At 42.9% G+C, this 11,705-nt stretch carries 12 protein-coding genes; 1 reads left to right on the top strand and 11 read right to left on the bottom strand.

Features of this window, described 5'->3' with window-relative positions; translation table 11 throughout:
* Positions 1-168: 168 nt before the first annotated feature.
* The 11 genes from pgpA to queA all read right to left on the bottom strand — a co-directional run bounded on the left by pgpA (position 169) and on the right by queA (position 10,415).
* Positions 169-687, bottom strand: coding sequence for a phosphatidylglycerophosphatase A (gene pgpA, locus ABE954_RS03815; protein ID WP_042846942.1), 519 nt, complete (start codon positions 685-687; stop codon positions 169-171).
* Between the two features lies 1 nt (position 688).
* Positions 689-1,672 carry a thiamine-phosphate kinase gene (gene thiL, locus ABE954_RS03810; RefSeq protein ID WP_042846943.1) on the bottom strand — a complete coding sequence of 328 codons (984 nt, stop codon included), beginning with the start codon at positions 1,670-1,672 and terminating at the stop codon, positions 689-691.
* Positions 1,673-1,874: 202 nt separating this feature from the next.
* On the bottom strand, positions 1,875-2,291 hold the full coding sequence (nusB, locus tag ABE954_RS03805; RefSeq protein WP_042846944.1) for a transcription antitermination factor NusB: 417 nt from the start codon (positions 2,289-2,291) through the stop codon (positions 1,875-1,877).
* A 126-nt stretch (positions 2,292-2,417) separates the two neighbouring features.
* Positions 2,418-2,891: a 6,7-dimethyl-8-ribityllumazine synthase gene (ribE, locus tag ABE954_RS03800; protein ID WP_042846945.1), complete on the bottom strand. Its 474-nt coding sequence runs from the start codon at positions 2,889-2,891 to the stop codon at positions 2,418-2,420.
* 90 nt (positions 2,892-2,981) lie between these two features.
* A complete protein-coding gene (gene ribD / locus ABE954_RS03795) occupies positions 2,982-4,097 on the bottom strand; it encodes a bifunctional diaminohydroxyphosphoribosylaminopyrimidine deaminase/5-amino-6-(5-phosphoribosylamino)uracil reductase RibD (protein ID WP_042846946.1) in 1,116 nt (371 codons plus the stop codon).
* A gap of 5 nt (positions 4,098-4,102) precedes the next feature.
* Complete coding sequence (gene nrdR / locus ABE954_RS03790) at positions 4,103-4,552, bottom strand: transcriptional regulator NrdR (RefSeq protein ID WP_042846947.1); 450 nt, start codon at positions 4,550-4,552, stop codon at positions 4,103-4,105.
* Positions 4,553-4,791: 239 nt separating this feature from the next.
* Complete coding sequence (gene secF, locus ABE954_RS03785) at positions 4,792-5,760, bottom strand: protein translocase subunit SecF (protein ID WP_042846948.1); 969 nt, start codon at positions 5,758-5,760, stop codon at positions 4,792-4,794.
* A 10-nt stretch (positions 5,761-5,770) separates the two neighbouring features.
* Positions 5,771-7,618, bottom strand: a complete 1,848-nt coding sequence (gene secD, locus ABE954_RS03780) for a protein translocase subunit SecD (RefSeq protein ID WP_071547706.1) — start codon at positions 7,616-7,618, stop codon at positions 5,771-5,773.
* A 26-nt stretch (positions 7,619-7,644) separates the two neighbouring features.
* Positions 7,645-7,977: a preprotein translocase subunit YajC gene (yajC, locus tag ABE954_RS03775; RefSeq protein WP_004905542.1), complete on the bottom strand. Its 333-nt coding sequence runs from the start codon at positions 7,975-7,977 to the stop codon at positions 7,645-7,647.
* Between the two features lie 151 nt (positions 7,978-8,128).
* Complete coding sequence (gene tgt, locus ABE954_RS03770) at positions 8,129-9,256, bottom strand: tRNA guanosine(34) transglycosylase Tgt (protein WP_042846950.1); 1,128 nt, start codon at positions 9,254-9,256, stop codon at positions 8,129-8,131.
* 88 nt (positions 9,257-9,344) lie between these two features.
* The gene (gene queA, locus ABE954_RS03765; protein WP_042846951.1) at positions 9,345-10,415 is read right to left on the bottom strand and encodes a tRNA preQ1(34) S-adenosylmethionine ribosyltransferase-isomerase QueA; all 1,071 of its coding nucleotides are present in this window, start codon (positions 10,413-10,415) and stop codon (positions 9,345-9,347) included.
* Positions 10,416-10,898: 483 nt separating this feature from the next.
* On the opposite strand from queA, the gene ABE954_RS03760 reads away from it, so the two are divergent.
* A complete protein-coding gene (locus ABE954_RS03760) occupies positions 10,899-11,507 on the top strand; it encodes an ACP phosphodiesterase (protein WP_042846952.1) in 609 nt (202 codons plus the stop codon).
* The last annotated feature ends 198 nt before the right edge of the window (positions 11,508-11,705 follow it).

Here is an 11,705-nt window from a genome sequence, read left to right as displayed (position 1 = left end):
TAAAAGAAGTAAAAGAAGTTACTACGATAAGCAATCACATCCAATACGCTAAATAGTTTGAGTTGTGGCTAGGCGGCAATCGAGGTTATCCCGATGAGCATACAGAAGTATGTGATTCGGGTAACCGAGTGCAGCCAACAACGCCACAGCGCAAAATATGACGCGTATTTAATTGGTTGAGAATGGCATAATGTCATACCAAACCAACAACCAAATTGTCACATAAGCAAATATCGCCGCAATAATATCATCAATCATGATACCAAAACCGCCGCTGACCTTTCGGTCAAAAATACGTATTGGCCATGGCTTCCACATATCATAAATGCGGAAAATAAAGAATGCGGTAATGACCCATTCATAATCGACCACTGGGATTGCCATTAAGGTAATCCACATCCCGATAAACTCATCCCACACGATGCTACCGTGGTCATGAATTTTCATATCATCAGAGGTACGTTGGCAAATTAGACAGCCAATCCAAAAGCCCGCCACAATGAGCACCCATATGCTCCACACTGGCATATTTGCCATCAATAACCAAAAAGGTATTGCCGCAAGGGACCCCATAGTCCCAGGTACAATTGGCGATAAACCGCTGCCAAACCCCGTTGCTAGCAAATGCCAAGGGTTACGCATATTCAGCCGTTTTTTTGCTTCTGCTTTTTCTTGGCAACTTGCCATGCTACGCACCTTCCGAAACAAAATGATCGAAACCTTTTAGGTTTACATCAACTTCTTGGTTATTGCAAAAGTAGCTGATCCCTTCAGATTGCGGCTTAATTTGCCCAATACAAGTAAAACCAGACCCTGTATGAGCTAAAGCCATTTCTAATGCCCCGCGATTAATTTCCGGTACAGTAAAGCATAACTCGTAGTCTTCTCCACCACTCAGGGACCATAAACGGCTTTGCTCAACGCTACAGTTCTGTACTAAGGCCTCTGACTGCGGCAGTGCATCCAAATTAATTCGAGCGCCACAGCCACTTGCCTTCAAAATATGATTAAGATCAGAGACTAGACCGTCTGAAATATCAATCGCAGAAGACGCTAAGTTCCTAAGGGCTTGACCTTGTAAAATACGTGGCTGTGGACGTAAATGACGCATAATTAGCCATTCTTTATGCGCGGTATTTTTGATATTCAGCCTATCTTGTAAAATAGCAAGACCTGCTGCGCTATCCCCTAATGTCCCTGTCACATAAATCCAATCCCCATTACGTGCACCAGCCCGAGACAATGCTTTACCCTGTGGTACTAACCCATGGACAGTATAAGTCAGGCTCATTGGACCACGAGTGGTATCACCGCCAATTAGCTGCATCCCGTAATAATTTAATTGCTCAAATAAGCTATCACTAAATGATTGCAACCAATCACAATCAACGCAAGGTAATGTAATAGCTAAAGATACCCATGCGGGGTCTGCCCCCATTGCTGCAAGGTCACTTAAATTAGATGCTAATGATTTATAGGCTAGGTCAGCAGGTGAAATCGTAGGGAGGAAATGCACACCAGAAACAAGGGTGTCAGTACTCACAGCAAGTTGCTGTTTTTCTGGGATGGTCATCAACGCACAGTCATCTCCAATACCGATATTTACATCACGTCGGTTCGTTGTTTGACGGTTAAAATAACGTGCGATGAGGTCAAATTCGCCATAGGACATGGTAGATTTTCCGTTTTCGCTATAACTATTTTCGTTTTAAATAAAACAAATAATTTATGCTCTTAATAATACAAGTGGCAAATAACTAGCTGAATCAATATACCTGAAACTTAGAGTACCACGAATATATAAATACAAAGGTAGACTGGAACCCAGCCTACCTATTTACTACTGTAGTGTTACAGGAGGGAACCCTGATTTTTTATTTTTTGCGACGAACTACTGGTGCAGCTTTATCCAATACACCATTAACAAATTTATGGCTATCTTCCGCACCGAACACTTTAGCAAGCTCAATACCTTCATTGATTGCCACTTTGTAAGGAACATCTTCACGGAAGCTCAATTCAAACATTGAAACGCGCAAAATCGCTTTTTCTACCTGCCCTAACTCTTCGAGCTGACGAGATAAATAAGGCGCCATTAGTTGATCAAGTTTAGCTGCATTAGTAGCAACACCAGATAACAGTTCACGAAAATATTTTACGTCAACGTCTGACATGTCCTGATCAGCAATAAACTCATATTCGACTTCGGCAATTGGATTGCCAGATAATTGCCATGAATAAATGGCTTGAACAGCACACTCACGAGCGCGGCGACGAGCAGCAGGTTTCACAAGATTCCCCTTAAAATAAAAAACGATACACAAAATTATTCGGGCATATAAAAAACTAAGCTAATCAATACACTCAGTGGTATTAGTTAACTTCACTACAGTCTATAGCCCGAAGTAAAATGTGTATTACTTGCCTTTAATGGCTTTAATTACATTGATCATTTCTAATGCAGTCAGTGCAGCTTCAGCACCTTTATTACCAGCTTTAGTCCCTGCTCGTTCAATGGCTTGCTCGATATTTTCAGTGGTTAACACACCAAAAGTAACGGGCACTTCGCTATTCATTGCGACATGAGATAAGCCTGAGCTGCATTCACCAGCGACATATTCAAAGTGAGCTGTACCACCACGAATAACAGTACCTAATGCGATAACGGCATCATATTTTTTTGTTTCAACCAGCGCTTTTGCCGTTAACGGTAGTTCATAGGCACCTGGAACCCAAACAATGGTAATGTTGTCATTCGAAACTTGACCAATACGTTCTAACGCATCAACAGCGCCATCCAGCAGACTATCATTAATAAAGTTGTTAAAACGAGCGATAGCGATAGCAATACGCGCTTGTGGCGCAGCAACAACACCTTTAATTACGTCCATAGCCTTCCTCTAATATTAATTATAACCCGCGGGGCGCGGATTTTATCACATTCTTTCATGTACCGTATGTATGATTTTCAAAAAACACACTTACCATACGGGACGAAGCCTGACGCGCAGGTCTTCACCGACCTTTTCTACATCAGTAAATTCAAATTTTGGCGCTTCAATTAATGAATCGAGGGGAGGTAAATCAACCAAACCTCGGGCACTGTTCCCAAGTAATTTAGGGGCAATATACACAATTAATTCATCAACTAAGCCTAGTTTCAACAATGAGCCTGCTAATTTTGCACCTGCCTCTACCCAAATACTATTCACATTCCGTTTGGCAAGTTGCATCATCAATATGACGAGGTCTGTACCATTTTCATGTGCAGGGATGCTAATTTGCTCGACATCCCCTTGCCATGAGCAGCCGATATCGGGATTAGAACGCACCAACCAACATTCACCTGCTAATTGAGTGACTTTATGGTTAGCGGTGACACGATTATGGTTATCCAGCACAATGCGAATAGGTTGACGTAATTGGTCTTCTGGGTAGATTTGCTGAACGTCCGTTGGCAGTTCGTTCCAACGAACCGTTAAAGAAGGGTCATCGGCGATAACCGTACTACTAGTGGATAAAATAGCGCTCGCTTGTGCGCGAAACGCCTGCACATCTTTGCGAGCCGCAGTACTGGTAATCCACTTACTTTCCCCTGACTCAAGGGCTGTTTTACCATCCAATGACGCTGCTAGCTTTAATTGGATATAAGGAAAACCAGTACGCATACGTTTCAAGAAACCACGATTCGCAGCTTCAGCTTGGTCTAAAAGCACGTTACTACGCGTTTCAATCCCTGCCTGAGATAACATATACAAACCACGGCCAGCAACTTGTGGGTTTGGGTCTTGCATCGCAGCAACAACGCGACTGACCCCTGCATTAATTAATGCTTCCGCACAAGGCGGTGTACGACCATGGTGGCTGCATGGCTCAAGGGTGACATAGGCTGTTGCCCCCTGAGCTTTTTCTCCGGCCATCCGTAATGCATGTACTTCTGCATGAGGCTCACCCGCTTTTTGGTGGTAACCCTCACCAACAATTTCACCGTCACGTACAATTACACACCCAACATTCGGGTTCGGTGATGTTGTAAAGCGCCCTTTTCGTGCAAGCTCAAAAGCGCGAGCCATATAGATGTCATCTTGTTCTATCATTTGCGTTAGTCCTGTAATTTAGCGATTTCTTCGCCAAACTCACGCACATCTTCAAAACTACGGTAAACAGAAGCAAAACGAATGTAAGCGACTTTATCGAGTTTTTTTAACTCATCCATGACTAAGCTACCAATAAGTTTAGAAGGAACTTCACGTTCTCCTGTAGCACGAAGCTGGGATTTAATTGAAATAATCGCTTGTTCAATGTCATCAGAGCTGACGGGGCGTTTTTCTAGCGCTTTTTGCATACCGCGATTAAGTTTTTCTTCATCAAACGGTTCGCGTACATCGTCACTTTTAATAACCCGAGGCATCACGAGTTCAGCCACCTCAAAGGTCGTGAAACGTTCATGACAAAGCAAACATTGGCGGCGCCTACGGACTTGTGCGCCTTCACCAACCAGACGCGAGTCGATGACTTTCGTATCTACAGCTGAGCAGAATGGACAATGCATAACGTTTCCTGAATCTATTTACGGAGACATAGTTTACCCTACTATGCAATAAAAAACACCCTAGAAGATGCCTCCTAGGGTGCTCGTAACTCTTCATATTTCGTGCTGTGAGGGTGTTGTTAGCTGCATTGCGCTATCCTTAGTCACATAGTTTATTATGCTCCTCGAGATATCACTCGTTTGCAGCCAACTCACGGCACCAACTATTTGAAGTGCTAATTGGCTTAGCCAGTTTTAAATTAAGGCAGTAATGACTCTTGGTCTGCACCTTCTTTTTCGACTTTCGCCTGCATCAAGTGCTCGCGTTTCATTCCCATCTTCAGTGCTAATGCAGAAGCCACATAGATAGATGAAATAGTACCGATGGTTACACCGATTAACATAACCAATGAGAAGCCTTCCAGCATAGTGCCACCGAACAGATACAGCATCAGAACCACTAACAACGTTGTGGCCGATGTCATGATGGTGCGGCTCAATGTTTGTGTTAAAGAGACGTTCATGATTTCGTACGGCGTACCACGACGAATTTTACGGAAGTTTTCACGGATACGGTCAGAAACAACGATACTGTCGTTCAGTGAGTAACCAATTACTGACATCAGTGATGCCACGATTGTCATATCTATTTCGATATGAAACAGAGACAAAATACCTAATGTGATCACCACGTCATGAGCGAGAGACAATACAGCCCCCGCGGCTAATCGCCATTCAAAACGAAAGCCGACATATACCAAGATACAAATTAGTGCAGTTAACAGTGCTAAAGCCCCTGTTTGCGCTAATTCGGCCCCGACACTCGGCCCAACGAATTCAATGCGTTTTACCGTCGCTTTATCATCTACACTCTGGTTAATGATGGTGATAATTTCTTTACCAACCTCTTGACCCGCAGCGCCTTCGATTGGCGGGATACGGATCATGATGTCACGGCTGCTACCAAAGTTCTGGATTAATGGATCTTTATGAGCCGAGTTAGACAAGCTGTCTCGAATTTTATCCAAATCAGCAGGCTGACTTAAGTTGATCTCGATAACTGTCCCCCCAGTGAAATCTAACCCCCAGTTAAAACCTTTGAGGCCGATAATCACAAAAGAAGCGATCAGTAATACGATAGAAATACCAAAGGCAACGTTGTCCCAGCGCATAAAGTCATAGACTTTACGACCATAGTTCAATTGTTCAACAGAATAATCCTGTGCCACAACGTGCTCCTTAAATTGACAGCTTGTTAATACGTTTACCACCATAAAGCAGGTTCACGATTGCACGTGTACCAACAATAGCTGTAAACATAGAGGTTGCGACACCAATCGCTGTCGTAATCGCAAAGCCTTTAATCGACCCTGTACCCACTGCATAGAGAATAATAGCCGTGATTAATGTCGTTAAGTTTGCGTCTGTAATACTTGAGAAGGCGCCTTTATAACCTTCATGAATTGCTTGTTGAACAGACCTTCCGTTCCGCAGCTCTTCTTTGATACGTTCGTTGATAAGAACGTTGGCATCGACTGCAACCGCAAGGGTGAGGACGATACCAGCAATACCTGGCATAGTTAGTGTCGCCCCCGGTAACAGAGACATAACCCCAACAATTAATACCAAGTTCGCCATCAGCGCACTACTGGCAATCAAGCCAAATTTACGATAGTAAATAATCATAAATAGAATTGATGCTAATAGACCCGCGATACAAGCTTTCAGGCCTTGTTCGATATTTTGCATACCCAAAGTTGGGCCGATGGTACGCTCTTCGACAATTTGGATTGGCGCAATCAACGCCCCCGCACGTAACAATAATGAAAGTTGACGAGCTTCTGTACCATTGTTGATGCCTGTGATACGGAATTTGCTACCAAAGCGAGCCGAAATACGTGCCGCGTTGATGACTTTTTCATCTTTCACTAAAATTGAACGGCCTGCTGCATCTTTTTTACCACTGTCTTTGTATTCAACAAACAGGGTTGCCATCAGTTTGTCTTGGTTATCACGCGTAAAATCGGACATGATAGAACCACCAGAACTATCAAGGCTGATGCTTACTTGTGGTGCACCATTTTCATCGGCTTCAGATGTTGAATCCGTAATATGATCCCCCGTTAAGATAACACGCTTATACAGTACATAAGGCATGCCTTCACGGTCATATTTCACTTCTGAATCACCTGGCACACGGCCACGTTCAGCAGCGGATGAATCAACACTGGTATTCACCAAACGGAATTCTAATGTTGCTGTAGCACCTAAAATCTCTTTTGCTCGAGCGGTGTCTTGAATTCCGGGTAATTCAACAACAATACGGTCAGCACCTTGACGTTGGACAAGTGGCTCAGCAACCCCTAATTGGTTTACTCGGTTGCGGATGATGGTAATATTCTGAGAAACCGCATAGTTACGAGCTTCACGTAAGCGCTCGTCGGTCATCACAGCGATCATCGTGTTGTCGCTACCATCACTAAACACTAAGTCTGGATATTTACGTGCTAGTGCTTTTTCTGCTTGGCTACGATCATCTGCGTTACGGAAACGGACTTCAACGCTATAATCATTGCCTTTACGAATAGAAGAGTACGCAATGCCTTCTTGACGCAGGTCATTACGTAAACCATCCATGTTTTGTTCCTGCAATTTACCTAATGCAGTGTCCATATCAACTTCCATCAGGAAGTGAACCCCACCACGCAAGTCAAGGCCGAGTTTCATCGGCTCACCGCCGATCATTTCAAGCCACTTAGGCGTCGCAGGTGCAAGGTTTAATGCAACAACATACTGATCACCTAGTGCATTCATGATCACTTCACGAGCACGTAACTGAACATCAGAGTTGTTGAACCGGGCTAAAATTGCCCCATTTTCCAGAGAGATTGATTTGCTCTGAATTTTATCATCTTGTAACGATTTTTGGATTTGGATCAGCGTTTGTTCATTGGCGGCGGTTCCCCGCACGCCAGTGATCTGAACAGCCGGATCCTCACCATATAGGTTTGGAAGCGCATAAAGCAGACCGATGAGGATCGCACAGATCAACATCAGATACTTCCACAAAGGATAACGGTTTAGCACGGCAGTTCCCTTCGGGAGAATCAGAATTAAATTGCTTTCATTGTGCCTTTAGGTAAAACAGCAGCAACGAAATCACGTTTGATGGTTACTTCTGTGTTCTCACTCAGTTCAAGAACCACATAACCGGTTTCAGATACTTTAGTCACACGCCCGATTAAACCGCCAGTTGTTAAAACTTCATCACCTTTAGTGATAGATTCCATCAATTTACGGTGTTCTTTCGCACGTTTTTGCTGTGGACGCAAAATCATGAAATAGAAGATCAGAGCGAAAACAACAAGCATGATAACCATAGTATATGGGCTACCTTGCGCTGGCGCACCTGCTGACGCTGCTGCTTCAGAAATAAAAAAACTCATTCAACTTTCCTCATTGTTTTATTGAAAGCAATTTAAAAATATACTCTATAAATACTTCGAATTACATAAAGCTAATAAGCGCATGCGCCTCAAAGTATGGTAAGTATCAGATTGATATGCTACACAGATTAGTAGCATTTCGCACTTAAATTCACTCGATATTTAATGAAGGTTCGGGTTTACCAATCTTCTGGTAGAAATCTTTCGCAAACTCTTCAAATTTTCCATTTTCGATTGCTTGGCGAATACCGGCCATCAAACGTTGATAATAACGTAAATTATGAATGGTATTGAGCCTTGCACCAAGAATTTCATTACACCTATCAAGGTGATGTAAATAAGCGCGGCTATAATGGCGACAAGTATAGCAGTCACAATCGGCATCCAGTGTCGATGTATCTGATTTATACTTAGCATTACGAATTTTTACCACGCCATGTGTGACAAATAAATGCCCATTACGTGCATTTCGTGTCGGCATCACACAATCAAACATATCAATGCCACGGCGAACACCTTCCACTAAATCTTCCGGTTTGCCCACCCCCATTAAGTAACGTGGTTTATCTGCCGGAATTTGAGGGCAAACATGCTCTAAGATGCGGTGCATATCTTCTTTTGGTTCGCCTACAGCTAGGCCGCCTACAGCGTACCCATCGAAGCCAATTTCCACCAGCCCCTTAACTGAAATATCTCGTAAATCTTCGTAAACGCTGCCTTGGATAATGCCAAATAGTGCATTTTTATTGTTCAATTCGTCAAAACGTTGGCGGCTACGAGCAGCCCAACGTAACGACATTTCCATTGATGTCTTTGCGTAATCCCAATCTGCCGGATATGGCGTACACTCGTCAAAAATCATCACAATATCTGAACCGAGGTCGTACTGAATTTCCATTGATTTTTCAGGGCTTAGGAAAATTTTCTCACCATTTATTGGGTTACGAAAATGCACGCCCTCCTCTTTAATTTTGCGCATTGCGCCAAGACTAAAGACTTGGAACCCCCCTGAATCCGTCAATATCGGCCCCTGCCATTGCATAAAATCATGAAGATCACCATGGAGCTTCATGACCTCTTGCCCTGGACGCAGCCACAGGTGGAAAGTATTCCCTAGAAGAATTTGAGCACCCGTTTCTTTTACTTCTTCAGGTGTCATGCCTTTTACAGTACCGTAGGTGCCTACTGGCATAAACGCGGGGGTTTCTACCACACCACGCTCAAATACTAAGCGACCACGACGTGCATTGCCGCTAGTCGTTTGTAATTCATATTTCACGTTTGCCTCCAAGCATCAGAAAAACAGTCTGATGCTGTCGATAATATTAATTTGCTAAGCTAGCAGCCAACGCCACCGCTCGAACTGATTATTCCCCAATTTTTTCGAATGGTGCATTCGCATTGGGTGTGATGAACATAGCATCACCGTAACTAAAGAAACGATACTTTTGTTCAACCGCCTCTTTGTACGCATTGATAGTATTTTTATATCCCGCAAACGCAGAAACCAACATAATTAATGTTGATTCTGGTAAGTGGAAATTAGTGATAAGTGCGTCTATCACTTGATATTCATACCCGGGATAAATAAAAATCTGGGTATCATCAAAAAATGGAGCAATCAAGGCATCTTGGCTAGCTTTAGCCGCACTTTCCAGTGAGCGCACAGACGTTGTCCCTACAGCAACAACGCGATTGCCACGCGCCTTACAGGCTAATACCGCATCAACCACATCTTGTGGCACTTCCGCATATTCGGAGTGCATAATGTGATCTTCGATAGTATCAACACGAACAGGTTGGAAAGTACCTGCGCCGACATGTAAGGTAACAAATGCCATTTCAACGCCTTTTTGGCGCAAAGCTTCAAGTAAAGGCTCGTCAAAGTGCAAACCCGCCGTTGGCGCTGCTACAGCCCCCGGTTTTTCACTATACACAGTTTGATAAAGCTCTTTATCCGCTTCTTCATCAGGCCGGTCGATGTAAGGGGGTAATGGCATATGACCAATTTGGTTTAAAATGCTCAAAACATCCCGTTCATCATCAAAACGCAGTTCAAATAAGGCACCGTGACGCGCCATCATCGTGGCTTTGACACTTTCATCTTCACCCAACAACAGTTCAGCCCCCTCTTTCGGTGCTTTTGATGCGCGAACATGGGCCAATACACGGTGTTGATCTAACATACGCTCAATGAGAACTTCAATTTTACCGCCGCTGACTTTGCGACCAAACAACCTTGCTGGGATCACGCGGGTATTATTGAATACCAGTAAATCCCCTTTCTCCAATTTTTCTAGAACATCTGTAAAAACACCATGCGTTAGCTGCCCCGAGCTTCCATCCAGACTTAATAAGCGGCAAGCGCTACGTTCCGCCTGTGGATAGTGGGCAATCAGTTCTTCAGGTAATTGAAAAGTAAAATCAGAAACACGCATTGTATTGACATCAATCTAAAAAAACAGGCGACTAGTCTAGTGCCGCACCGCCTTTGGCGCAAGAAATAAGCGCAAAATAGTATAAATATTCGCCATTATTTAACAAATATTTTGTTAGCAAAAAATTCTGCGTACTATTTATCCATTCAAAGAATGAATTATTTCTGTTTTGCTAAGATTTCATGACAAATTTATTTCAATCTTTTTTCTTTTGTTTCTCAATACTGATACCTATAAGCTGCAAATTAAGAAAGGTTTTTTACTCCATTTCAAGTCATGCCCTGTAAGTTTCGAATTAAACGTAATTACTGCTATAGTTTGAGCAATCAAAAAGTTAGCTACGCTGCGCTACATGTCCTATGGGTTTCGAATCACAGGTAGGCAGCAAGTAAAGATATCCCGATGAGCATACATGAGTATGTGATTCGGGTGGCTTTACAAAGCTAACACCCCAGTGGTTTGAAAGACGACGGACATTTTAAAGTGAATTATTTAGCACACCTACACCTCGCTCATATCGCCCATAGTTCCCTATTGGGTAACATCATGGCTGACTACGTCCGCGGTAACCCTACTGGGCGATACTCACCTGAGATTGTCGCGGGTATATTTATGCACCGAACCGTCGATAGGGTCACCGACACTCACCCGCTAGTCAAAGAAGCGAAAGGCCTATTTCGTGATGAGTACCGCCGTGTTGCCCCTATTACATTAGATTTAGTCTGGGATCATTTTTTATCGCTACATTGGTCAACTCTTGAACCGACTCTGCCACTAGTAGATTTTGTGCGCTATTGCCGAAAAACAATTGAACCTCAACTGTGTCATACTCCTGAAAAATTCCAAGAGTTAAATGAATACTTGTGGCCACAACACTGGCTAATTCGTTATGCAGATAAAAACTATATAGGCAAATCACTCAATGGTATGGCCAGAAGGCGGCCAAAACTGGGGGCGCTAAGTGGTTCATTTGATGATTTTTTATTGCAATATAATCAGCTTGAAAATATTTTCTTCCAATTCTACCCACAAATGATGGCAAACGCGCTGCAACATTTTTTTGTACAAGATGTCACAATTAATACAAAGTAATAAATTAAAGCTTGCACTTTAATGGAATAAAACTATCTTATTGATATTAATTTCATAAAGCATTATGATTGATAGGTAAAACCTATCACAATAATTGGTTTAAATGCCTTTATTATCAAAAGATAATTCCTTATTCTTTTGGAAGTCTATGTCCTAAATATCCGTTTAGATTAAAAATGGATAAGGGCAAAAAACCTT

Origin of the sequence: Providencia sp. TYF-12 (genome assembly GCF_041344805.1) — a bacterium.
Taxonomy (GTDB): Bacteria; Pseudomonadota; Gammaproteobacteria; order Enterobacterales; family Enterobacteriaceae; genus Providencia; species Providencia huashanensis.
The sequence above is the reverse complement of the archived record's forward strand: the minus strand, read 5'-3'. Positions and strand labels throughout refer to the sequence as shown.